This is a genomic window from Actinomadura sp. 21ATH (assembly GCF_041951345.1).
Lineage (GTDB): Bacteria > Actinomycetota > Actinomycetes > Streptosporangiales > Streptosporangiaceae > Spirillospora.
Genome location: NZ_JBGNUR010000005.1, coordinates 84764 through 105656, shown reverse-complemented (window position 1 = coordinate 105656; position 20893 = coordinate 84764). Strand labels below are relative to the sequence as shown.

The 20893-nt window shown below is 75.7% G+C and carries 26 protein-coding genes; 9 read left to right on the top strand and 17 right to left on the bottom strand.

The features are described 5' to 3' along the window. Nucleotides 1–173 precede the first annotated feature (173 nt). Nucleotides 174–989 carry a methyltransferase domain-containing protein gene (locus ACA361_RS17645; protein WP_375013081.1) on the top strand — a complete coding sequence of 272 codons (816 nt, stop codon included), beginning with the start codon at nucleotides 174–176 and terminating at the stop codon, nucleotides 987–989. 9 nt (nucleotides 990–998) lie between these two features. On the opposite strand, the gene ACA361_RS17640 is transcribed toward ACA361_RS17645, so the two are convergent. The 5 genes from ACA361_RS17640 to ACA361_RS17620 form a co-directional block, all read right to left on the bottom strand. Next, on the bottom strand, nucleotides 999–1772 hold the full coding sequence (locus ACA361_RS17640; RefSeq protein ID WP_375013080.1) for an SDR family NAD(P)-dependent oxidoreductase: 774 nt from the start codon (nucleotides 1770–1772) through the stop codon (nucleotides 999–1001). A 131-nt stretch (nucleotides 1773–1903) separates the two neighbouring features. After that, nucleotides 1904–2209 (bottom strand): 30S ribosomal protein S14, encoded by a 306-nt coding sequence (gene rpsN / locus ACA361_RS17635; RefSeq protein ID WP_375013079.1) that lies wholly within the window; start codon nucleotides 2207–2209, stop codon nucleotides 1904–1906. Further along, nucleotides 2209–2445, bottom strand: coding sequence for a 50S ribosomal protein L28 (gene rpmB / locus ACA361_RS17630; protein ID WP_375013078.1), 237 nt, complete (start codon nucleotides 2443–2445; stop codon nucleotides 2209–2211). The genes rpsN and rpmB overlap by 1 nt, the downstream gene beginning before the upstream one ends. Beyond that, the gene (gene rpmG, locus ACA361_RS17625; protein WP_375013077.1) at nucleotides 2445–2609 is read right to left on the bottom strand and encodes a 50S ribosomal protein L33; all 165 of its coding nucleotides are present in this window, start codon (nucleotides 2607–2609) and stop codon (nucleotides 2445–2447) included. The genes rpmB and rpmG overlap by 1 nt, the downstream gene beginning before the upstream one ends. 407 nt (nucleotides 2610–3016) lie before the next feature. Then, on the bottom strand, nucleotides 3017–3184 hold the full coding sequence (locus ACA361_RS17620) for a hypothetical protein (protein WP_375013076.1): 168 nt from the start codon (nucleotides 3182–3184) through the stop codon (nucleotides 3017–3019). Here ACA361_RS17620 and ACA361_RS17615 point away from each other — a divergent pair. Then, nucleotides 3104–3274, top strand: coding sequence for a GTP-binding protein (locus ACA361_RS17615; protein ID WP_375013556.1), 171 nt, complete (start codon nucleotides 3104–3106; stop codon nucleotides 3272–3274). The genes ACA361_RS17620 and ACA361_RS17615 overlap by 81 nt on opposite strands. Before the next feature lie 27 nt (nucleotides 3275–3301). Here the strand turns inward: ACA361_RS17615 and ACA361_RS17610 are convergent, their stop codons facing one another. Then, complete coding sequence (locus ACA361_RS17610; RefSeq protein WP_375013075.1) at nucleotides 3302–5086, bottom strand: FtsX-like permease family protein; 1785 nt, start codon at nucleotides 5084–5086, stop codon at nucleotides 3302–3304. Between the two features lie 5 nt (nucleotides 5087–5091). After that, complete coding sequence (locus ACA361_RS17605) at nucleotides 5092–5832, bottom strand: ABC transporter ATP-binding protein (RefSeq protein ID WP_375013074.1); 741 nt, start codon at nucleotides 5830–5832, stop codon at nucleotides 5092–5094. Between the two features lie 153 nt (nucleotides 5833–5985). On the opposite strand from ACA361_RS17605, the gene ACA361_RS17600 reads away from it, so the two are divergent. Then, nucleotides 5986–6513, top strand: a complete 528-nt coding sequence (locus ACA361_RS17600) for a nitroreductase family protein (protein WP_375013073.1) — start codon at nucleotides 5986–5988, stop codon at nucleotides 6511–6513. Between the two features lie 74 nt (nucleotides 6514–6587). Then, nucleotides 6588–7418: an FkbM family methyltransferase gene (locus ACA361_RS17595; protein WP_375013072.1), complete on the top strand. Its 831-nt coding sequence runs from the start codon at nucleotides 6588–6590 to the stop codon at nucleotides 7416–7418. 36 nt (nucleotides 7419–7454) lie between these two features. On the opposite strand, the gene ACA361_RS17590 is transcribed toward ACA361_RS17595, so the two are convergent. From ACA361_RS17590 to ACA361_RS17575, 4 genes are all read right to left on the bottom strand, one after another. Next, complete coding sequence (locus ACA361_RS17590) at nucleotides 7455–8174, bottom strand: SDR family oxidoreductase (RefSeq protein WP_375013071.1); 720 nt, start codon at nucleotides 8172–8174, stop codon at nucleotides 7455–7457. Between the two features lie 11 nt (nucleotides 8175–8185). Then, nucleotides 8186–8980: a helix-turn-helix domain-containing protein gene (locus ACA361_RS17585; protein ID WP_375013070.1), complete on the bottom strand. Its 795-nt coding sequence runs from the start codon at nucleotides 8978–8980 to the stop codon at nucleotides 8186–8188. Nucleotides 8981–8985: 5 nt separating this feature from the next. Then, nucleotides 8986–10359 carry an erythromycin esterase family protein gene (locus ACA361_RS17580; RefSeq protein WP_375013069.1) on the bottom strand — a complete coding sequence of 458 codons (1374 nt, stop codon included), beginning with the start codon at nucleotides 10357–10359 and terminating at the stop codon, nucleotides 8986–8988. A gap of 148 nt (nucleotides 10360–10507) precedes the next feature. Beyond that, nucleotides 10508–11089 (bottom strand): TetR/AcrR family transcriptional regulator, encoded by a 582-nt coding sequence (locus ACA361_RS17575; protein ID WP_375013068.1) that lies wholly within the window; start codon nucleotides 11087–11089, stop codon nucleotides 10508–10510. 94 nt (nucleotides 11090–11183) lie between these two features. Between ACA361_RS17575 and ACA361_RS17570 the strand changes: the two genes are divergently transcribed. Then, nucleotides 11184–11978, top strand: coding sequence for an SGNH/GDSL hydrolase family protein (locus ACA361_RS17570; RefSeq protein WP_375013067.1), 795 nt, complete (start codon nucleotides 11184–11186; stop codon nucleotides 11976–11978). Between the two features lie 41 nt (nucleotides 11979–12019). Here ACA361_RS17570 and ACA361_RS17565 read toward each other — a convergent pair whose 3' ends face one another. Beyond that, nucleotides 12020–12478, bottom strand: coding sequence for a winged helix-turn-helix transcriptional regulator (locus ACA361_RS17565; protein ID WP_375013066.1), 459 nt, complete (start codon nucleotides 12476–12478; stop codon nucleotides 12020–12022). A gap of 84 nt (nucleotides 12479–12562) precedes the next feature. Between ACA361_RS17565 and ACA361_RS17560 the strand changes: the two genes are divergently transcribed. The 3 genes from ACA361_RS17560 to ACA361_RS17550 all read left to right on the top strand — a co-directional run bounded on the left by ACA361_RS17560 (nucleotide 12563) and on the right by ACA361_RS17550 (nucleotide 15752). After that, entirely contained in the window at nucleotides 12563–13777 is a 1215-nt protein-coding gene (locus tag ACA361_RS17560) for an MFS transporter (RefSeq protein WP_375013064.1), read from the top strand. A gap of 21 nt (nucleotides 13778–13798) precedes the next feature. Further along, nucleotides 13799–14248, top strand: coding sequence for a MarR family winged helix-turn-helix transcriptional regulator (locus ACA361_RS17555; RefSeq protein ID WP_375013062.1), 450 nt, complete (start codon nucleotides 13799–13801; stop codon nucleotides 14246–14248). A 178-nt stretch (nucleotides 14249–14426) separates the two neighbouring features. Next, on the top strand, nucleotides 14427–15752 hold the full coding sequence (locus ACA361_RS17550; RefSeq protein ID WP_375013061.1) for an FAD-binding oxidoreductase: 1326 nt from the start codon (nucleotides 14427–14429) through the stop codon (nucleotides 15750–15752). A 70-nt stretch (nucleotides 15753–15822) separates the two neighbouring features. On the opposite strand, the gene ACA361_RS17545 is transcribed toward ACA361_RS17550, so the two are convergent. The 5 genes from ACA361_RS17545 to ACA361_RS17525 form a co-directional block, all read right to left on the bottom strand. Continuing rightward, nucleotides 15823–16749, bottom strand: coding sequence for a hypothetical protein (locus ACA361_RS17545; RefSeq protein ID WP_375013060.1), 927 nt, complete (start codon nucleotides 16747–16749; stop codon nucleotides 15823–15825). After that, nucleotides 16746–17234 carry a hypothetical protein gene (locus ACA361_RS17540; RefSeq protein WP_375013059.1) on the bottom strand — a complete coding sequence of 163 codons (489 nt, stop codon included), beginning with the start codon at nucleotides 17232–17234 and terminating at the stop codon, nucleotides 16746–16748. Before ACA361_RS17540 ends, ACA361_RS17545 begins: the two co-directional genes overlap by 4 nt. Nucleotides 17235–17237: 3 nt before the next feature. Continuing rightward, nucleotides 17238–18461 carry a macrolide family glycosyltransferase gene (locus ACA361_RS17535; RefSeq protein ID WP_375013058.1) on the bottom strand — a complete coding sequence of 408 codons (1224 nt, stop codon included), beginning with the start codon at nucleotides 18459–18461 and terminating at the stop codon, nucleotides 17238–17240. Beyond that, nucleotides 18458–19468, bottom strand: a complete 1011-nt coding sequence (locus ACA361_RS17530) for a patatin-like phospholipase family protein (protein ID WP_375013057.1) — start codon at nucleotides 19466–19468, stop codon at nucleotides 18458–18460. The genes ACA361_RS17535 and ACA361_RS17530 overlap by 4 nt, the downstream gene beginning before the upstream one ends. Nucleotides 19469–19597: 129 nt before the next feature. After that, nucleotides 19598–20140, bottom strand: a complete 543-nt coding sequence (locus ACA361_RS17525) for a hypothetical protein (protein WP_375013056.1) — start codon at nucleotides 20138–20140, stop codon at nucleotides 19598–19600. Nucleotides 20141–20325: 185 nt separating this feature from the next. Here ACA361_RS17525 and ACA361_RS17520 point away from each other — a divergent pair, with 185 nt between their 5' ends. Further along, the gene (locus tag ACA361_RS17520) at nucleotides 20326–20892 is read left to right on the top strand and encodes a TIGR03086 family metal-binding protein (protein WP_375013055.1); all 567 of its coding nucleotides are present in this window, start codon (nucleotides 20326–20328) and stop codon (nucleotides 20890–20892) included. The last annotated feature ends 1 nt before the right edge of the window (nucleotide 20893 follow it).

Sequence of the window (20893 nt, the reverse complement as noted above, 5' to 3'; positions counted from 1 at the left end):
GGTGAGATTCCTGTGGTGGGCGGGTCGCGGTCTCGCGCCGGCCACGGTTGCCTCCCCGTCCGGCCAGCCCGCTGCCGCCGCGCGAGCACTCTTGCTCAAAGTAGCGAGTCACTACTGTGCGTATCGCCATCAGACCTCACCGGCCGTAACGCGCACACGATGGGAAACGAGACGTGACCGAAGTCCTCGCGCAGTTCCAGGGTGACGACACGACCGCCGACGCCGACTCCGCCCTCGCCTTCCTCGACCGCCTCGAATGCAGTCCCATCATGGCCGGGCTCCGCGAGCGCGCCCACGCGCTCATCGGCGACATGACGCGCCCCACGGCGGCCGCCACGCCCCCCAGGGGCGTCGACGTCGGCTGCGGGGCCGGGCGGGCGGTCGCCGAACTGCGCGACCAGGGCCTGCAGGCCACCGGCGTGGACTTCAGCGGCCTGATGCTCGCGGCGGCCCGTCACCGCCACCCGCACCTGCCGTTCCTGGAGGCCGGCGCGGAGGACCTGCCCTTCGAGGACCACTCCCTGGACTGGTACCGGGCCGAGCGCCTCTACCTGCACCTGCCCGACCCGGCCGCCGCCCTGGCGGAGGCCCGCCGGGTGCTGGCACCCGGCGGGGCCATCGTGCTGATCGACCCGATCTGCGACTCGGGGACCGTCGACTCGGCGTACCCCGAGGTCGCCCGCGCCATCGGCGACGCCCTCGTCCAGGCGTGCCCCAACGCCCGCGCCGCCACCCGCAGCCATGCCGACCTGGCCGCCGCGGGCTTCGAGGACGTCACGGTGCACTGCCACACGATCACGGGCAGGGCGCTGGCCGACGCCGCGCCGCTGCTGATCGACCTCGGCCTCGCCACGGCGACGGGCCTCGGCCTGGTGGGGGCCGCCCAGGCCGAGGCATGGCTCGACGACCTGCGGCGGCGCGACGAGGCCGGCGGCACGCTCGCCGTCATGACGTTCACCATCACCGCCGCCCGCGCGCCGGCCGGCTGAGCCCGGCCGCTACCAGGGCAGCGGGCCGTCCTCGCCGAAGAACCCGGCGGTCGGGCCGTTCGCCGGGAGCGTGGCCAGCCGCACCACGACCGCGGCGCCCTGCGCGGGGGTGAGGTGCCCGGTGTGGTCGTTGCTGTCGGTGTCGACGAAACCGGGGGCGACGGCGTTGACGAGGACGCCGTCCTTGCGCAGCTCGTTGGCGTACTGGACGGTCAGCGCGTTCAGCGTGGCCTTCGACGGCGTGTACGCCGCCGACGGCAGCAGCGCCGCGAACGGGCCGTCCGGGTCGCTGGTGAGGGCCAGCGACCCGGCGTGGCTGCCGACGTTGACGATGCGCGGCGCCGCGGACCGCCGCAGCAGCGGCAGCATGGCGTTGGTCACCGCGATCACCCCGAAGACGTTGGTCTCGAACACGGCCCGGACCATGTCCAGGTCGACCGTGCTCGGGATCTGGTCGAGGGCGTCGGCGGGGGAGACCTGCCCGGAGCCGGTGATGCCGGCGTTGTTGACCAGCACGTCCAGGCGGCCGAAGCGCTCCCGGATCCACCGGGCGGCCTCCTGGACGGTGGCGGCGTCGGTGACGTCCAGGGTGACCGCGTGCGCGTCCCCGCCCGCCGCGCGCACCGCCGCGGCGGCGTCCTCGCCGCGGCGCGGGTTCCGTGCGCCGATCAGGACCGTCGTGCCCAGCTCGGCGAGCCGTTCGGCGGTCGCCCGGCCGATGCCCTTGTTCGCCCCGGTGATCAGCGCGACGTTCCGGTCCGGCGCGGTGTGCTCGTTCATCATCTGGCTCCTGCCCGAGAGTGCGCCGCGCGGCTCGTCCGCGCGGCGCCTGACGGGCAATGGATGCCGCCGGCCCGCCGGGTGTGACGGCCCGCCGATGTGACGTGCGCCACCGGACGCCGGGCGGGCCGCTCCTACCAGCTCGACTTGGTGACGCCGGGGAGTTCGCCGCGGTGGGCCATCTCGCGGAACCGCACCCGCGACAGCCCGAAGCGGCGCAGGTGGCCGCGGGGCCGCCCGTCGACGGAGTCGCGGTTGCGGACCCTGGTCGGGCTGGCGTCGCGCGGCTGGCGCCGCAGCTCGCGGATCGCCGCCGCGCGGATCTCCTCGGCGGTGTGCGGGCTGCGGATCAGGCGCTTGAGCTCCGCGCGGCGGGCCGCGTGGCGCGCGACCACGGCGCGGCGCCGCTCGTTGGCGGCGATCTTGCTCTTCTTGGCCATCAGACCTTCCCTCCTCGGGCGCGGACGCGGGCCACGGCGGCCTCGATGCCGATCTCGTCGATCGTCTTGATCGCACGGGCGGACAGCCGCAGGCGGACGTACCGGCCCTCGCTCGGCAGCCAGTACCGCTTGCGCTGGATGTTGGGGTCGCACCGGCGCGGGGTCCGCCGGTGCGAGTGCGACACCTTCCTCTCGGACGACGGCCCGGCGCCAGTGAGCCGGCAACGGGCCGGCATCAGCGCTCCTCCCGGTACGCGACGTGCCTGCGGGCGATCGGGTCGTACTTGCGCAGGGTCAGCCGGTCCGGGTCGTTCCTGCGGTTCTTGCGGGTCACGTAAGTGTGGCCGGTCCCGGCGGTGGACCTGAGCTTGATCACCGGCCGGAGTTCGTTGCGGGCCATCGGTTCTCCTCTCGACACATGCCATGATACCGATAACCGTTTTCATTTGCAGAGGGGGTCCCCGATGTCCGTTCCCGTCGTCCTGGTGGCCGGCCTGCACGGCACGGCCCGCGCCGCCGCCGTCGACCGGCTGCTGCGCGAGCACCCCGGCGCCCTGGCGATCCACCACGACCTGCGCGAGATCGCCGGCGGGCTGGTGACGCGCACCGTCCGGGACGCCGGCTCGACGGTGGAGCGCACCCTCGTCCGGCTGGAGCACGGCTGCGTGACCTGCACCGTCCGCGAGGACCTCGTCCCGCAGCTGCTCCGGTACGCGAACCGGGCGCCGCTGCTGGTGGTGGACCTGTGGGACTGCGTCGAACCGCGCTCGGTCGCCGAGGCCCTCGGCCACCTCGGCGGCATCCGGCTCACAGCGTCGAGGGCACCGGCCCCTGGCTGGCCGCGCTCCCCGAACCCGCCTGGGCGGACGTCCCGCCCGCCGGCTGGCCGCCGCGCTGGACTGGTCGCCCGACCACGGCGACCGCGTCCAGCACCTCGTCCTCACCGGCCCCGGCCTCGACCGGGACCGCATCCATGCCCTGCTCGACTCGTGCCTGCTCGGTCCCGGCGAGCCCGCCACCGCCCTGGACGACCCGTTCGCCGAGATCCTCGACCCGGCGCCCTGAGGGAACGCGGCACCGGCCGGGCCGTGCTCAGGACGCTCCGGCGCCGAGCGTCCCGGCCACGGTCCGGCGGGCCGCGAGGCGCGCCGGCAGGGCGGTGAGCGCCGCCGTCGCCAGCAGGGCCGCCAGCACGGCGGCGAGCACCCACGGCGCCGGGGGCATGCCCACCTCGTCGGCGCTGAAGGGCAGGACACCCAGGGGGATGCCCGCGAGCGCGCCGGGCACGGTCGGCAGGAGCTGCGCGGCCGACAGCCCGGCCGTGATCTGGCCCGGGGTCGCGCCGAGGGTACGGGCGACAGCCATCGTGGGGCGGGCCTCGAGCGCGGTCGTCCAGGTGATCGTGGCGGTGTTCACGAGGGCGAGCACGAGCGCCGTCACGGTGACGGCCAGCAGCATGTGCCGTTCCTGGGCGATGCGCGCCGCGGTCGCCATGGGGGAGCCCGGATAGCCCTTCACGGGCTGCGCGTAGATCGTCAGCAGCGCGGTCGCCACCATCAGCGTGATCGCGATGTTGCATCCGTGCAGGAAGGCGCGCCCGGGCCGGCGGGCGATCAGGCGCAGCCCGAGCAGCAGCGAGGTCGGCAGCAGCGCCGACAGCCCGTTCAGCCAGGGCCGCCGCCTGGGCCGGCGGGCGGTGCCGGCCAGCGCGGTGACGGTCGCGGTCCGCACCGCGCGGACGGTCGGGCCGCAGGTGGTGAGGAGCGCCACGGCCACGGCGACGACGGTCGTGAAGAAGACGGTGTCGCCGGACGGGCCGGCGGGGGCGGAGAGCAGGCTCGCGCTGGGGTTGAGCACGGCGGGCGTCGCCAGCCGCGCAACCGCCAGGCCCAAGGCGTTGGCGAGCAGCGCCAGGGTCAGGTACTCGGCGAGCAGGACCGCGGCGATGAGGCCGGGAGTGGCGCCGACGGCCTTGAGCAGCCCGGCCCGGCGGGCCTGCTTCACCGCCCGGCCCGCCGCCAGGGTGGCCACGCCGCCGATGGCCAGGAAGCTGAGCAGCCAGCTGCCGACGACCAGGATGGGCTGGGTGTCGCGGAACATGACGAAGTCCTGCTCGGCGATGTCCTGCCAGGTCCTGGTGCTCACCCAGGTGCCCTCGAACAGCGGGGCCCAGGCGGGGGCGTGCCGGTTCGCCGCTTCGGCCCCGGCCGGATCCCGCAGCTTCAGGTTGATGAACGAGGTCACCGGGAGATCGGCCGCCGCCAGCGCCCGGGTGTCCCGTTCGGCCAGCCAGACCACGCCGCCGCCGTCGCTCGGCCCGCCGCCCGGCCCGATCCCCAGCCCCCACGGGTAGACGGCGCGGGCCGCGGTCACGGCGATCCCGACGACCGGGATCGAGCGGCCGGCGATGGTGACGCGGTCGCCGACCTCGACGCCCACGGCGCCGGCGAAGCCGCGTTCGAGCACCGCGCCGCCGGGGCGCACCCAGGTGCCCGAGGTCACCAGCGGACGGTCGACCGGGGCCGGCGCCGTGCCGGTGGCGTGCACCACCGCGGCGCCCGTGGAGCCGTGCGCCGTGAGCCTGGTGTAGTACTGGCGGTACGGCCCGCTGTGCGCGACCACCCCGGGCCCGCGCCGCAGCGACTCCAGCGCCGCGAGCGTCTTCCGGTCGGCGCCGGGGGACAGCACCACCAGGTCCGGCCCGGCCGTGGCGTCCCGGGTCTGCCGGTAGAGCGTCTCGGTCCCCCCGGACAGGGACAGGCCGAGGGCCAGGGCGGCGGTGGCGGCGGTGATCGCGACCAGCAGCATCCCGGCCTGGCCGGGGTGGCGGCGCACGTCGGCCAGGACGAGCCGGAACACCAGGAGTACGCGGCCCACGGCGATCAGTCCTCCAGGCCGATGAGACCGGCGAGGCGCCCGGCGCCGTGCCCGCCCAGCCAGGTGTCGTCGACGAAGGCGCCGTCGCGCATCGAGACCAGGCGGTCCGCGGTGGCCGCGACCCGCTGGTCGTGCGTGACCATCACGACGGTCTGCCCGCCGGCCCGCAACTCCTCGAACAGCCGGAGCACGTCGAGCGTCGCCGCGGTGTCCAGGTTCCCGGTCGGCTCGTCGGCCAGCAGCACCAGCGGCTCGTTGGTCAGGGCGCGGGCGACGGCCACCCGCTGCCGCTGGCCGCCCGACAGCTCCCCGGGCAGGTGCCGGGCGCGGTCGGCCAGACCCATCCGCTCCAGCAGGAAGGCCGCTCGGCGCCTGGCCGCACGCGCCGAGCGGCCGGCCAGCAGCGCGGGCAGCTCCACGTTCTCCGCCGCGGACAGCTCCTCCACCAGATGGAAGGACTGGAAGACGAAGCCCACCGTCCGGCGGCGCAGCCGGGCCAGCGCCCGCTCGCCGAGCCGGTCGATCCGCTGCCCGGCCAGCCACACCTCGCCGGCGGTCGGCCGTTCCAGGCCGCCCAGCAGGTGCAGCAGCGTGGACTTCCCGCAGCCGCTGGGCCCCATCACCGCCAGCGTCCGACCCTCCGGAACGTCCAGGTGGACCTCGTCGACCGCCCGGACCAGCCCCTGCCCCTCGCCGTGGCTCTTGCACAGGCCGATGGCCCGCAGCACGGCGCCGCTCTCGTTCAATGCACCCTCGGATTCGTCCGACCATCGCTAACGGCTAGCCATTAGATAGCGGTTAGCTGACGCGGGCGTCAAACGCGGCCGCGTGACCTGGGACGCGCGCGCGGCGCCACCCGGCCGTGCCCGCCGGTGCCGGCCGTCCCTAGGATCGGGCGGATGGAGGAGGAGCCGTTGCGAGCACCGGTGTCGTCGCTGCGGGCCACCCGCTGGTTCGACGACCGGCCGGTGCCCGCGGCGGAGATCGTGCGGGTGCTGGAGGCGGCCCGCTGGACCGGGTCGGCGCGCAACCGGCAGCCGTGGAGGTTCGTCGTCGTCCAGGACCGCAGCCTGCTGCGGGAGCTCAGCCTGCTCGGCGGGTACGCCGCCCACCTGGCCGCCGCCCCCGTGGCCGTCGTGCTCGCCGTGGACCACGCGGCGGGCGGCCAGGACGCCGAGTTCGACGCGGGCCGGGTCGCCCAGAGCCTCATGCTCGCCGCCCACGGCCTCGGCCTCGGAAGCTGCCCGGCCTCCTTCTTCCCCGCCGCCAACGCCGAGCGGGCCGCCCGGCTGTGCGGGGTCCGGCCGCCGTGGAAGGTCCGCACCGCCATCTCGCTCGGCTACCCGGCGCCCGCCCCCCGAGGCAGGTCCGCCATCCCCTCGGGACGCCTGCCGCTGGACGGCCTCACGCGCTGGATCGGCTTCTGACCCTCCCCGTTCATGATCTACTCGTGCGTTCAGCGCACGCGTCCGCGGTGCCATGGATCCGACGGAGTGAAAAGATGGTCGACGACGTCCTCGACCCGGCGACGGGGGCGCACGAGCCGGCCGCCGAACGGCCCGCCGCGGCGCCCGGTCGCGTGCCCCTGGGCCGGCGGCTGGCCGGCATGCTGCCGGCCGCACCGGTCGGCCGGCTGGTGCGGGCCGTCTACCCGCGGCTGGAACCCGAGCTGGCGCGGCTCTCCGACTACGTGCCCGCCGGCGGCACCGCGATCGATGTCGGCGGCTGGTTCGGGCCGTGGACGCGGCGGCTGGCGGGCAGGGCGGACCGGGTGGTGACCGTGGAGGCCGATCCGCGGCTGGCCGGCCTGCTGCGCCGCGCGTTCCCGCGGGTCGACGTCGTGCAGGCCGCCGCGTCCGACGCGTGCGGCGAGATCGACCTGTGGATCCCCGAGACCGGGGCCCTGGCGGGCGTCTCCTCGGTGACGGCCGGGGCCGGCCGTCCCGTCCGGGTACCCCGGGTCACCGTGGACGGCCTGCGGCTCACCGACGTGCGCTTCATCAAGCTGGACGTCGAGGGCCACGAGCCGAACGTCCTGCGCGGGGCGGCCGACACCGTCCGCCGCGACCGCCCCACCCTGCTGGTCGAGGTGGAGGAGCGGCACGGCCGGCTGCCCGAGGTGATCGCCCTCGCGCGCGGCTGGGGCTACACCGGTCATGTGCTGCTGGACTCCGGCTGGGCCCCGCTGGCCGGATTCGACCTGGCCGCCCACCAGCGGAGCGCGGTGCACGAGTTGGACCGCGGCTTCGCCCGCAGGGTCCTGCGCCCCGGCGGGCGCTACATCAACTCCGTCCTCTTCACCATGGACCCTCATGCGCCGCCGTACGCCTGACGCGGTCACGGGCCCGCGGCGCGCCGGAGGAGGACCTCAGAGGATGAGCCCGCCGGTGGCGCGGATGTTCTGGCCGGTGATCCAGCCGGCGTCGGGGCCGGCGAGGAAGGCCACCACATCGGCGATGTCGGACGGGCGGCCGAGGCGCCCCAGCGCCGTGAACGCCACGGTCCGCTCCAGCGCCTCGGGCGGGTTCGTGGCGCGGAGCAGGTCGGTGTCGGTCGTGCCCGGCGACACGGTGTTGACCGTGATGCCGCGGCCGCCGTACTCGCGCGCCGCGACGGCGGTGAACCGTTCGAGGGCCGCCTTGCTCGCCGAGTACATCGCGAGACCGGGCACCGGCAGCGCGGTGTTGAGCGTCGAGATGTTGACGATGCGGCCGCCGTCCCGGAGGACCTCCCCGGCCCGGCGCATCGCCAGGAACGGCACCTTGGCGTTGACCGTCATCACCCGGTCGAACTCCGCCGCCGTGACCTCGGCGATCGGCGCGGGTGAGTTGACCGCCGCGTTGTTGACGAGGATGTCGAGGCCGTCGCCGACCGGCTCGAAGAGCGCCTCGACGCACGCCGGGTCCTCATGGTCCGCGCGCACCGCGACGGCGCCGTCCAGTTCCCGGACCAGCTCGTCCGCCGCCGCCCGGCTCTCCTTGAAGCCGAACACCACCCGGGCGCCGTCGCGGGCGAGCCGCCGTACGATCGCCCGGCCGATCCCGCGCGTGCCGCCCGTCACGAGCGCCGTCCTCCCGGTGAGCGTCATGGCCCGGGAGACTAGCCCGCCGGCCTCCCGTCGTATTGAAGGAATGCGCGCAGCCGCAGCGGCGTGAGGCCGCTCATCGCCCGGACGTCCCGGGTGAGGTGCGGCTGGTCGGCGTACCCGCACGCGGCCGCGAGATCGGGCGCCGCCGCCGGCCCGCTCAGCAGGAGCGCGGCGTGCTGGAACCGCGCGATCCGCGCGACCGTCTTGGGCGGCAGCCCGATCCGCCGCTGGAAGCCGGCCTCCAGGCGGCGCCGGGGGACGCCGAGCTCCCCGGCCAGCTCCTCGATCCGGAGCCGGCCGGCCGATTCCTGGATCCGCCACCACGCGCGGGACACCGCACCGTCCGGAGTCGGGTCCGCGCGCGCCGGCAGCAGCCGTGCCAGCTCCCCGTCCAGGACGGCGAACCGGGCGGCCCAATCCGGTCCCTCGGCCACCCGGTCCGCAAGCCGCCGCGCGCGGCCGCCGATCAGGGCGTCCAGCGGGACCTCGGCGCCGGCCAGCTCGCGCATCGGCACGCCGAGGAGCGCGGCCGCCCCCGCCGACGTCAGCCCGATCGCGATCCCGTGCCGCCAGCCGGACTCGCACACGAGCGGGGTGCTCCGGGGCCCGGTGACCAGGCCGGGCCCGGCGAAGTCGACGATCAGCGTGGCCAGGCTCAGCGGCAGGACCCGGCGGCTCGGGGGCTCCGCCGTTCCCGTGCGGAAGCCCCCGTAGCCCACGACGTACGGGCGAAGCGACGGCCGCGGCCGGGCGGTGACCGTCTCGCAGGGCGCCGCCTCGACCCGTACGGAGATGGAATGGATCACGCGCCCTATCCTGCGTGCCGTTCGAGCAGCCTGCTAGGGCTCGTCCGGCGGATGTGGACCAGGCCGTCGAACGCCCCGCGCAGGGAGGGCACGGTCATGACATGGTCCGAGCCGTCGCCCTCGCCCGCGTACGAGGGGAAGATCATGCGGGCGGCCGCCGGCGCGTCCAGCCAGGCCCGGACCGCGCCCGGCGCGGGGGCGCCGAGGTCGAGCAGGTAGTCGGTGCGGCGCGCCTCGCCCAGGATGGCGTCCAGCAGGCCGGGCGGCGGGGCGGCGATCGGGTACGGCGCCGGGCCCCGCGCGAAGCCGGAGGTGATGACGCCCTCGCGGAACACCGCGCCGATCGAGACGTACCGCCGGCCCAGGCGGTCGTGCAGGTGACCGCCCGCCATCGTGGCCCGCCAGCCCCCGCCGGGGAAGCGGTACTCGATGGCCGGCGCCTTGGACGTGTGCGCGCTCGCCGCCGAGTACACGACCCGGCCGCCGCCCATCGCCGCCCGCCACCAGCGGATGGTGTCGGCGATGAACGCCTCGCGGCGCGGGCTGAAGCCCGGTTCGGCGTACGACTCGTACCAGCCCAGGATCGTCCTCGCATGCTGCTCGGCGTACTCCCGCGCCGTGCGCGGTGCCGTCGCCGGGGCCGCGCGCACCAGGTCGTACGCCGCGCGGGCACGGCGGATGAGGCGGCGGCGCTGGCCGTCCGTCAGGTCCTCCTGGTACCACCTGATCTGGTCGTCACGGGTGGGCCGGAGCGGGTCCAGCAGGCGTTCCAGCTCGGCCAGGCGGCCGGGCGCGACCCGCCGCACGTAGCCGGTGACCTCGTCGAAGCCGCGCTCGCGCAGCCGGGTGAGGTCGGTGCCCAGGAACCGGACCTGCCGGTCATGGGCGACATTGTGCGCGCGCATCCAGCGCACCATGTCGAGGATCTCCTCGCACATCCAGAAGGGGAACCCCATGCCCATGACGATCTCCCGCGGGTCGCCGCGGCCCGTCGCCACGTAGCGGTCGATCTCCACCCCGTGCGTGAAGTCGTGCTCCATCGCGATCGTCCGGAAGCCCATCCGCTCCACGAGGTACCGCGCCATCCGGTGCTTGGCCCGGAACTGCTCCCGGGACCCGTGCGTGGACTCTCCCAGTCCCACCACCGCGGCCTCTCCGGCGATCCCGCGCAGCGCGTCCAGGCCGTCGAGCGGCGCATGCGGGTCGGTGGTCACGGGGACCGCGTTCCGGTCGATCCAGGCGACCACCGCGGGGCCGCCGCCGGCCGGCTCCGCCTGCGCCGGCACGGGGACCGCGACGGCGGTCACGGCCACGGCCGCGCCCACCGCCGACAGGCGCAGCGCGTACCGTCCGGCCGCCGGGGGTTCCTTGCCTCTCATGTTCCGCTCCGTTCGCCGAGTCGTGTTGGCTCGGCCCAGCGTCCGTGAGGGGAACGCCCCGGAACGTCCGCTCTCGGGCGTGTCCGCGCTTACCGCCCCCGACGTACCGCGGCCACCCCGAGGACCGCCCGCCGGCGTACGGCCGCCGCTAGCCCAGCCCGGCGATGAGGGCGTGGACGAACGGCGCGGCGTCCGCGTCACCGTCGCGATGGCCGGGGGAGTCCATGTGGCCGAGGAACGCGTGCTGAAAGCAGGCTCCCAGGAGCAGCCCGGCGGCCGCGTCCGCGTCGACGTCGGGGCGTACCCGCCCGTGCCGCTGCTCGGCGCGCAGGTAGGCGGCCAGCGCCTCGTTGAGCTTGTGCGGGCCCATTCCCTGGGCGCGCAGCTCGTCCTTGTGGGCGGCGAACGTGGCGGGGTCGGCGAACATCGAGGCCAGCATCGGGAACCCGGTGCGGTAGAAGCCGATCGCGGCGCGCGCCACCTGGGCGAGCCGCTCGGCGAGGTCTCCGGTGCCCGGCTCGAGGTCGAGGGCCGCCATCAGCTCGCCGGCCCCGGCGGACCGCTCCCGGATCACCGCGACGATCAGCTCGGCCTTGTTCGCGAAGTGCTTGTAGAGGGCCGCCTCGGTGAATCCGGCCGCGCGGGCGATCTGCCGTGTGGTCACGTTGGCCAGCCCGTGCTCGGCCATCATCGCGGCCGCCGCGTCGAGGATCACGTCCCTGGTGCCCATCCCGTGCCTTCCTGTCCCTGGTCGAATTGACGGGGTGGGTAAACGCTCACTAACCTGGTTAACAAGCGTTTACCTAGCAAGGAGCCTAGCCAGCATGAAGAAGCGGATCACCATCGCGCTGGGCGTGGCGCTGTGCGCCGTCCTCGGCGCGACCGGCCTCGTCGGCTACCTGACCTTCCTCCGGTCGCCCGCCAACACCCCCGCCGACGCCTGCGAGTCCGGGCGCGCCGGTACCGGCCGGCCCCGCCTGGTGGCCGCCGGCGCGAGCATGACGCAGGGCACGCTGGGCGCCGACTGGGTCGGCGCGATCCGCGAGCGGTACCCCCGGTACGAGGTCGTCAACGCCGGGATCAACGGCGACACCAGCGCCGACCTCCGCGAACGCGTCGACTCCGACATCGTGGCGTGCCGCCCGGCGGCCGTCGCGCTGCTCGTCGGCACCAACGACGTGCGCGGCGAGGTCCCCCTGGAGCGGTACCGCGCCAACCTCACCGCGGTCGTGGAACGGGTGAAGGCCACCACCGGGGCACGGGTCGCGCTGCTGTCGCTGCCGCCCCTCGGCGAGGACCTGAACGCCCCGATCAACCGCGTCCTGGCCGGGTACAACGCGGCGATCAAGGACATCGCCGCCCGCACCCGGATCGACTACCTGCCGGTCAACGAGAGGATGGCCGAGCTGCTCGGCCGTTCCGGCCGCGCGCGCCAGGGCTACGACTTCAGCTTCTTCGCCGCGTTCACCGCCGCCGCCCAGCACTACCTGCTCGGGCGCGACTGGGACCGGGTCGCGGAGGCCGCGGGCCGCGAACTCCTCGTCGACCACATCCACCTGAGCGACAAGGGCGGCGCCATCGTCACCGGCCTGGTCGGCCCCTGGCTGGCGTCCGCCTGACGCCCTGCGCGCGGCCGAGCCGCTCGGCCGGCCGGGAGTGTCTAGCGGGTCTTCCGCACGCGGGTGGTCTCGGTGTCGAGGGGGGTGCCGTCGGCGCCGGTCGGGGTGATCTCCGGGACCGGGGTGCCGTGCCGGTCGACGAGGGTGGAGTGGGCCTCGCCGGGGGCGAAGGCGTGGCGCTCTCCCCACTGCCGCAGGGCGACGACGACCGGGAAGAGGTCGTGGCCGGCGCCGGTGAGCACGTACTCCCGCCGGCGGCCGGACGGTGCCGTCCGCTGGGCGAGGAGGCCGTGCGCGGTCAGCTTGCGGAGGCGGTCGGTGAGGATGTTGCGGGCGATGCCGGTACGCCGCTGGAACTCGGTGAACGAGCGCGCCCCGTCCATCGCGTCGCGGATGACGAGCAGGCTCCACCTGTCGCCGACGAGGTCGAGCGTGCGGGCGACGGGGCAGTCCGGGTCCGTCCAGCCGGCGTCCGGGGCGCGCGTGGTGGGGCGCGGCATGGCACCTCCCGATCGGTTGCGGATTGAAACCATTGTGCCGTACGGTCCAATCGGTTGCAATCTGCTACTGATTGGGGGAGCCGGATGGACGTGCGGCGGCGGGTGCTGCTAGCGGTGGTGTGCGGTGTCGCGGTGGCGGGCGTCTACGCCGCGCAGACGGTGCTGGAGCCGATGGGACGCGATCTCGGCGTGCCGGCGGGGCTCGCCGGGTGGATCGTCGCGACCGGCCAGGTCGGCTACCTGGCCGGGCTGGTGCTGCTGGTGCCGCTCGGCGACGTGGCCGACAGGCGCCGGCTCATCGCCGTGCATCTGGCGCTCATCGCGGCGGGCGCGGTGCTGACGGCCGCGGCGCCGGCCGCGTGGGCGGCGTTCGCCGGGCTCGCGGCGGCCGGGTTCTTCGCGGTCGTGGTGCAGACCGCGGTCGCCTACGCCGCGTCGGTCTCGCCGCCCGCCGAGCGCGGCCGGAACATCGGCGCCGTGACCTCGGGCGTGGTGGCCGGCATCCTGGGCGCCCGCGTGGCCGCCGGCGCGCTCGCCGGGATGTGGGGTTGGCGGAGCGTCTATGCGGTCCTCGCGGTGCTGTGCTTCGTCCTGGCGGCGCTCGTCCTCGCGGTGCTGCCGCCGGACGAGCGCCCCCGGCGGCCCGCGGGCTACCGGCGGGCGGTCGCCGCGCTCGGCGGGCTGTTCGGGCAGCGCGTCTTCCTGGCGCGCGGGCTGATCGCGTTCTTCTCGTTCGCGTCGTTCGGGACGCTGTGGAGCGGGCTGTCCCTGCCGCTCGCGGACGCGCCGTGGCGGCTGAGCGAGGGCCAGATCGGGCTGTTCGGCATCGCCGGGCTCGCCGGCGCGCTCGGCGCGGCGCGCGCGGGACGGTGGGCGGACGCGGGACGGGCGGGCCCGGTCACCGGCCTCGCGCTCGCCCTGCTCGTGCTCTCGTGGGCGGCGATCGCGCAGCTGCCGTGGTCGCTGTGGCTCCTGGTGGCCGGGATCGTGGCCCTCGACCTGGCGGTCCAGGCCGTGCATGTGAGCAGCCAGCACCTGCTCACCGCCGCCCATCCGGACCGCGCCGGCGGCGTCATCGGCGGCTACATGGTCTTCTACTCGCTCGGCTCCGCCCTCGGCGCGGCCGCGACCACCGCGGTCTTCGCCGCCCACGGCTGGGCGGGCACCGGGCTCCTCGGAGCCGGATTCGCGGCCTGCGCGCTGGCCGTCTGGGCGGCCGGCGGGATCCGGCGCGCCGGTGACGCCGGCCGCGGGCCGGAGCCCGTTATAGTCAGGAATATTGACCGTCAATATTCATGATGATTTCGGGTGGTGCCCACCATGGCGAGCGAGACCGTGCCCGACCTCGGCGTGCTGACCGGCCGGCTGATGCGCGCGATCCAGGACGAGCTGTTCCAGCGGCTGGCCGAGCGGGGGCATCCCGACGTCAGGCCCCGGCACGGCACGGTGCTGGCCCACCTGAACGAGGGCGGCCTGCGTGCCACCGACCTCGCCGAGCGCTCCGGCCAGCACAAGCAGATCGTCGGGACGATCGTCGACGAGCTCGTCGGGCTCGGCTACGTCCGCCGCGAGCCCGACCCCGCCGACCGGCGCGCCAAGCTCGTCGTCCCCACCGACCGCGGCAAGGACGAGATCGCCGCCGCGCGCGCCATCCTGGCGGCCATGGAGGAGCGCCACCGGGGGGCCCTGGGGAACGGCACGTACGCGGACTTCAAGGACATGCTCGTGCGGATCACCGAGGATCAGCGCGACTGGCGCTCTCACGGGTGACCGCGGGGAAATATAGTCACGAATCTTGACTATCAATAATCGTGACTTTAGTGTGGAGGCAGCGAGATCGGGAGTGGCTCTCCCTCCGCCACGGAGGGTCAGGGGTACCCCGCCGTCCCACCCCGCGCCGGCCCCCGCCGGCGCGGGCCCAGAGGAACTCCTGGAAAGAGCCGCCACCATGAGCACCTTCACCACCGCCCGCCGGCTGCGCGCCGACTTCACCGGACCCGTGCACCTGCCCGGAGACGCCGGGTACGAGAAGCTCCGCGGCACCCCGTTCGCGCCGATCGACCCGCGCCCCGCGCTGGTCGCCGAGGCGACCGGCGCGGAGGACGTGCGGGCCGCGGTCCTCGCCGCCCGCGACGCCGGCCTGCGCCCGGCGGTGCAGGCCACCGGGCACGGCACCCGCGCGGCCTGCGACGGCGGCCTGCTGCTGCGGACCTCCCGGATGGCCGGCGTGCTCGTCGACCCGCACCGCCGCCTCGCCCGCGTCGGCCCCGGCACCCGCTGGGGACGGGTCCTCACGGCCGCCGCGCCGTTCGGCCTGGCCGGCCTCTCGGGATCGCACACCGACGTCGGCGTCACCGGCTACACCCTGGGCGGCGGCCTGGGCTGGCTCTCCCGCGCGTACGGCTTCGCCGCCGACAGCCTGCTGCGCGCCCAGGTCGTCACGGCCGACGGGCGGCTCGTGACCGCGTCCCCCGACGCCCACCCCGACCTGTTCTGGGCGCTGCGCGGAGGCGGCGGCAACTTCGGCGTGGTGACCGCGCTGGAGTTCCGGCTGTACCCGGTGGACCGGGTCTTCGCCGGTACGGCCTGCTACCCGATCGAGCGCGCCGCCGAGGTCGCCGCCCGCTACCGCGACTGGATCGGCGGGGCGCCCGACGAGCTCGGCACCGCACTCGAGCTCACCTCGATGCCCGACACCCCCGAGACGCACCCGTCCGTCCGCGGCCGCCGCGTCCTGCGGCTCAAGGCCATGTACACCGGGAGCGCCGGCCAGGCCCGGCGCCTGCTGCGGCCGCTGGTGCGGGCGGCGGGCCCGGCGCTCGCCGAGGACTTCCGCACCCTGCCGTACGCCGAGGCCGAGATGGGCGGCACCGCCCCCGGCCAGGTGGACCTCCTGCGGGAACTGCCGGACGCCGCCGTCGAGGCGATCGTGCGCGCCGCCGGAACGGACGGCGGGCCGGCCGTGGAGATCCGGCACTGGGCCGGCGCGATGGGACGCCCGGGCCCCGGCGCCGGACCGGCCGGCCCCCGCGCCGCCCGCCTGTCGGTGATCGCCGACCGGCCGGTCCCGGACCTGGCCGCCGCCCTCCGCCCGTACGGCGGCGGGGCGTTCCTGAACTTCCTGCACGACCCGGCCCGGACCGCCGACGCCTACAGCGGCGCCGACCTCCGCAGGCTGGCCGCCGTCAAGCGCCGGTACGACCCCGACAACGTCTTCGGCCTCGGCCACAACATCCCGCCCGCCCCGGCCGCCGCCGCCCGCACCGCCGGCTGAGCCGGCCGGAGGACCTGTTCCGGGACCGGCGCGGCTGAACGGTCGGAACGCGGCGTTCTCCGGAGCTCCGTCACCCCGTCCCGGCGGTCGCGCCGTGGTGGGCGCGGACCAGGGCGATCACCGTGTCGGCGGTGCGGTCGAGGTGGGTGCGGCCGTCGGGCAGCCGCGCCTCCGCGCTGATGTAGCTGCGCCGCCCGATGTGCGTCGCCGGGTCGAGCCGGTGCACGGTGACCTTCCCGGCGCGGCGGGCCCGGTTCCAGCCGCTGCGGCGGAACAGCCGCCAGCGCTGCGGGAAGATCCAGGCGCCGACCCGTTCGATGTGGTCCGCGGCGCTGGTGAGCTGGTGCAGGTGGTCGGCGCCGGTGAGGTCGTTGGCGCCGTTGTGGAACCCGCCGATGTTGATCAGCAGCAGCGGGGCGTCCAGCCGGGTGCGCAGCTCCTCGACCGCGCCGGTGGCGACCTGGGCGCCGCCGCTGTAGCTGAGCAGCACCACCGGGATCCCGCCGCCGGGCCGGTAGCCGGCGTACCGCAGCTGGCCGGCGATCTGGGCGCCCACGGCGCGGTTGTACAGCGGGCGGTACCGGCGGTCGGCGGCGACGAAGATCTGCATGACGTTGTGCAGGAAGAGCAGCAGCCCGATGCGGCGGCGGAGCCACGCCCACACGGGCCGGTCCAGGAGCGGGGCGGCCACCGGGGAGTACGGCTGCACCTGGCCCAGCACCCGCAGCTCGGGAGCGCCGGCGATGATCGCCTTGACCAGCCGGCCCCCGTCGCGGGTGTCGCGGAACCGGCGCTTCCCGATCCCGTCCAGGTAGACCAGGTAGGCGTCCGGCGGACGGTCCGCGTCCGCGCCCCGGGCGTACGGCACGCCCTGCGGGAGCTCGCTGGTGGGCGTCCGCCAGCCGGCGATGAAGACCATCACCTCGTAGCGGGCGAGCAGCGCTTCGGCGAGCAGGACCGCGCCGAGCGCCAGGGCGAGCAGCGGCAACCAGTTCATGTGAGCGGCTCCTGTGCGCTGGTGGCGAGGACCGCCGCGAACAGGCGCCGGACGGCGTCGACGGCGGCGGCCAGCCCGAATCCGGCGAGGGCGAGGCAGCCCGCGGCGGCCCACCAGCCCAGGCCCGCCGCCGCGGCGAGCGGGGCGGCCAGGCCGGCCCCGACCCCCACCAGGAGGAGCAGGTGCAGCAGGGGCCCGAGCAGCGGGAACGCGAGGACTGCGGCGAGGAGCAGCGGCGCGATCAGGCCGGGCGTCCAGGACGGCGCGGGACCCGGCGGGGGAGCGGACGCCACCAGGCCGGCGAGGGCCCAGGCGGTCACCGGCCACAGCGCGATGACGGCGCTCTCGACCACCGCCCCGATCAGCAGCAGCCCGACCATGATGTGCGGCGACATGCCGGACCGGCGGGAGACGAGGGGCAGGATCCGCCCGGCGGCCTCGGACAGCCCGGCGGCCAGCAGCAGGACGGCGACGAGGGGGGACATCGGTCAGCGCTCCCTGGCGGGTGCTGCGGGGGCCGGGCGGCCGTCCCGGCGGACCCGGCACAGGTAGTGCTCGATCTCGTCGGCGGCGCGCACGTACCCGCCGGCCTCGCGCTGGACGTCCCGCAGGGCGGCGGCCGAGTCCCGGAAGCGCGGCTCGCCGAGCAGCCGCCGGGCGAGGGCGCCCACGGACTCCTCGGTGACGTCCCGCACGCCGACCGACAGGCCCGCGCCGAGTTCCACGACCCGCCGGGCCACCAGCGGCTGATCGGCGCCGTGCGGGACCACCAGCATCGGGACGCCCGCGTGCGTCGCCTCGTTGACGCTGTTCATCCCGCCGTGGGTGACGAACATCGCGGCGCGGGCCAGCACCTCCGGCTGCGGGACGAAGCGACGCGCGAGCACGTTGGCCGGCAGCGGGTCCAGCACGGCCGGATCGGTGGACCCGGTGGAGACGACCACCGTCCCGGCCAGCGGTGCCAGCGCGGCGGCGAAGGTGCGCAGCAGCCGCGGATCCGGATCGATCACCGTGCCCAGCGAGGCGTACAGCACCGGGTCCCGCAGGGCGCCGACCGGGAACGACGGGTCGGGCGGCCGCGCGCCGAGGCTCGGGCCGACGAACCGGTACGACGCGTCGAAGGCGTCCGCGCCGGGCTGGAACGTCCGCGAGGTGTAGACCAGGTTGAGCGGCTGCCGCACGTTCGCCAGGTCCACCAGCGGCAGCCCGCCCGTGTCGTAGCGGCGGTGCAGCAGCCACCGCGACCGCAGGTAGGCCGCGGCGGCGCGGGGCCGGGCCGCCGCCTCGGCCAGCAGCTCGCGGGAGGCGCGGGTGGGGCTGGGCACGTCCCCGTTGAACGCGAACGTGGTGAACGACGACGCCGCCGGGACCGCGAGCTCGGCGGCGGCGACCGCGCCCCACGGGCAGGCCGAGCCGTGGACGATCAGGTCCGGCCGGACGCGGCGCAGGCCGGACAGCACGGCGGGCAGCACGCCGGTGGCCGTGCGCGCGAGCCCGGCCAGCATCGTGACCGGCATCGGCGGATCCGGGAGCGGCGGGTCACCGCCGGGGTAGAGCCGCACGTCGGCGCCGGCGGCCTCGATCTCCTTCGCGAACGCGGGCGAGGCGTGGTAGGTGACGGCGTGCCCGCGGCGCACGAGCTCGGCCACGACCGGCAGCGTCGGGTTGATGTGCCCGTGCATGCCGATGTTGAGGAACGCGATGGTGCTCACGGGCCGACCTCCGATACGGAACGGGGCCGCGCCTCCCCGAGACGGGCCGGCGGAACGGCCGGGTCGTCCCGGTACAGGCCGGGCCCGGTGATGCGGAGCCGGTCGAGGAAGCGCCCCGCCGCCAGGGCGGCGGTGTCGATCAGCCGCTGGGAGTGGCCGAAGTCCCACGGCGCGGGCCAGGTGTCGACTCCGGTCGGCGGCACGACGGTCGGGACCCGCCGGGACACCTCGTTCAGGTCGCGCTCGATCTGATGGTGCAACAGCAGCAGCCCGGACCTGACGGCGACCGCGCCGGCCCGCCGCGGCGGCACGGCCGGGCGCAGCGACCACCACTCCGGCCCGGTCGACAGCACCACGATGCTGGCCGCGCCGGCCTCAAGGGCCGCCAGGACCGGGACGTAGGCGATCACGCCGCCGTCGACGAGCGTCCGGCCGTCCCGGACCACCGGGGGCAGGACGCCCGGAATGGCCGCGCTGGCCAGCAGCGCGGACTCCAGATCGCCGCGGTCGAGCAGCACCCGCGCACCGGTGAGCAGGTCCATGGCCACCGCGGTGAACGGGATCTCCAGCTCCTCGATCCGCGCCGGCAGCCCGGCCCGGGCGATCAGCCTGCGCAGTCCCCGGTCGGAGAAGACGCCGCTCCGCCCCGGCAGGTAGCCGAACGGGAACACCTGGCGGCGGCGCAGCGTGGTCCATACGCCCTCCAGCCACGGCGCCGCCCTGCCGGGATGGGCGGCCGCGGTCGCCCCGCTGAGCGCGCCCACCGAGGTCCCGAAGATCATGTCCGGGACGAACCCGCGCCGCTCCAGCGCGTACCCGACACCGCAGTGCGCTGCCCCGTACACGCCCCCGGCCCCCACCACCACCGCCACGGGCCGCGGCAGGTCGCCCAGCCCCGCCGACCCCGCCGGTCCCGTCCCCTCGGCCGGCCGTCCCGGCGGCGACGTTCCATGACCGCGGCCGCCGAGCACCGCGGAGGCCGGTCCCCGACGACGCGTGCCCCTCATGGCTCACCTCTCCCACAGGCGGGATCGTGCTCCCTCGCCAGCTAAGACAGGACCGCCACCGGATCTGTGACAGCGCGCGCGGCGTCGCCGGAAAGGGGACCGCAGGGAATCGGCGACCGCGGAGGCGGGTCAGGTCGTGAACGAGCGTCCGGTGGCGTCGAGGGCCTCGCGGAGGATGCCGACGGCCTTGGGGCCGACTCCGTGCATCGCTCGCAGTTCGGCCTCGGTCAGTTCGGCGACCTGGGCGAGGGTGGTGATGCCGGCGGCGGTGAGCGCCCGGGTGGCGGGGCCGCCGATGGCCTTGGGCAGGTCGCCGCCGGCCCCGGCCGTCGCGGCGTCCGCGGCGGCGGCCCGCGCCGAGAGCCGTTCCGGGGCCCGCGCGATCCACGCGCGCCGCACCCAGTGATTGAGCCGCTGCCCGTCGATGTCCGAGAGCGCGATGCGGACGCCGGCCGCCTTCCCGCCCTCCACGAGCCGCTCGGCCCCCGGGTACGCCGCGAGGAACTCGTCCGCCTCGGCCTCGGGCAGGAACAGGTGCGCGTCGCCGGCGCCGCCCGTCGCCGCGAAGCGTTCGCCGTGCACCGTGAACGCGGCGGCGCCGGACGGCCCGCGCTCCTGGACGGTCTCCGGCAGGGACAGCGCGGTCTTCCGCAGCTGGGCGGACGTCGTCACACGGCCTCCTTCAGGTGTCGTTCCGGACGTTCCGACCATCCAACACCCGGGAACTCATCGGTGCCGCGAGCACGCGATCCTTCCGGACGGCCGCCCGCCGCCGGGAAGCGCGACCGGCCTCGCGTTCCGCCCGGGCGCATGGTCACCTTGGGGTGATGGCCGAGCCTCCCGCGGAAGGTGTCCCCATGGTCCCCGAAGGTCTCGTACGCGCGCTGGACGGATTCGAGGCGGTCCTGGCGGCCGTGCCCCCGGACCGCTGGCTCTCCCCGTCTCCCTGCGAGGGCTGGTCCGCCGCCGACGTGGCGGGCCATGTCATCGCCGGGCTGATGGCCGTCCGTGCCCGCGCCGCCGGCCGGCCCCTGCCGGAGAGCGAGCCCGACCGGCGGGAGGCGGCCGGCGAGGACCCGGCGGCCACCTGGCGGGCGGTGCGCGGCGACATGATCGCCGCGCTGACGCCCGAGGCGCTGGCCCGCCCGGTCGAGCTCGCTCTCGGGGTGGAGGTGACGCTGAACGAGTGGCTGCGGCAGTACCCGCTGGAGTTGCTGGTCCATACGTGGGACCTGGGCAGGGCGACGGGTCAGCCGGTCGTCCTGGACCCCGATCTGGTCGGCCCCGCTCTGGAGACGGCCGGACGCTTCGCCGCCCAGGGACGCGCGGCGGGGATGCTGGGTCCCGAACGCGCCGTCCCCGACGGCGCCGACGACCAGGCGCGCCTGCTGGCACTGTTCGGCCGCGACCCCGCCTGGGGCTGAC

Bases quoted from the DNA above. Each gene is read 5' to 3' on its own strand.
- ACA361_RS17640 (WP_375013080.1), bottom strand. From the start codon at position 1,772: ATGATGAACGAGCACACCGCGCCGGACCGGAACGTCGCGCTGATCACC.
- rpsN (WP_375013079.1), bottom strand. From the start codon at position 2,209: ATGGCCAAGAAGAGCAAGATCGCCGCCAACGAGCGGCGCCGCGCCGTG.
- rpmB (WP_375013078.1), bottom strand. From the start codon at position 2,445: ATGCCGGCCCGTTGCCGGCTCACTGGCGCCGGGCCGTCGTCCGAGAGG.
- rpmG (WP_375013077.1), bottom strand. From the start codon at position 2,609: ATGGCCCGCAACGAACTCCGGCCGGTGATCAAGCTCAGGTCCACCGCC.
- ACA361_RS17620 (WP_375013076.1), bottom strand. From the start codon at position 3,184: ATGGATGCGGTCCCGGTCGAGGCCGGGGCCGGTGAGGACGAGGTGCTG.
- ACA361_RS17600 (WP_375013073.1), top strand. From the start codon at position 5,986: ATGGAGGAGGAGCCGTTGCGAGCACCGGTGTCGTCGCTGCGGGCCACC.
- ACA361_RS17595 (WP_375013072.1), top strand. From the start codon at position 6,588: ATGGTCGACGACGTCCTCGACCCGGCGACGGGGGCGCACGAGCCGGCC.
- ACA361_RS17590 (WP_375013071.1), bottom strand. From the start codon at position 8,174: ATGACGCTCACCGGGAGGACGGCGCTCGTGACGGGCGGCACGCGCGGG.
- ACA361_RS17580 (WP_375013069.1), bottom strand. From the start codon at position 10,359: ATGAGAGGCAAGGAACCCCCGGCGGCCGGACGGTACGCGCTGCGCCTG.
- ACA361_RS17575 (WP_375013068.1), bottom strand. From the start codon at position 11,089: ATGGGCACCAGGGACGTGATCCTCGACGCGGCGGCCGCGATGATGGCC.
- ACA361_RS17570 (WP_375013067.1), top strand. From the start codon at position 11,184: ATGAAGAAGCGGATCACCATCGCGCTGGGCGTGGCGCTGTGCGCCGTC.
- ACA361_RS17565 (WP_375013066.1), bottom strand. From the start codon at position 12,478: ATGCCGCGCCCCACCACGCGCGCCCCGGACGCCGGCTGGACGGACCCG.
- ACA361_RS17560 (WP_375013064.1), top strand. From the start codon at position 12,563: ATGGACGTGCGGCGGCGGGTGCTGCTAGCGGTGGTGTGCGGTGTCGCG.
- ACA361_RS17555 (WP_375013062.1), top strand. From the start codon at position 13,799: ATGGCGAGCGAGACCGTGCCCGACCTCGGCGTGCTGACCGGCCGGCTG.
- ACA361_RS17550 (WP_375013061.1), top strand. From the start codon at position 14,427: ATGAGCACCTTCACCACCGCCCGCCGGCTGCGCGCCGACTTCACCGGA.
- ACA361_RS17545 (WP_375013060.1), bottom strand. From the start codon at position 16,749: ATGAACTGGTTGCCGCTGCTCGCCCTGGCGCTCGGCGCGGTCCTGCTC.
- ACA361_RS17540 (WP_375013059.1), bottom strand. From the start codon at position 17,234: ATGTCCCCCCTCGTCGCCGTCCTGCTGCTGGCCGCCGGGCTGTCCGAG.
- ACA361_RS17530 (WP_375013057.1), bottom strand. From the start codon at position 19,468: ATGAGGGGCACGCGTCGTCGGGGACCGGCCTCCGCGGTGCTCGGCGGC.
- ACA361_RS17520 (WP_375013055.1), top strand. From the start codon at position 20,326: ATGGTCCCCGAAGGTCTCGTACGCGCGCTGGACGGATTCGAGGCGGTC.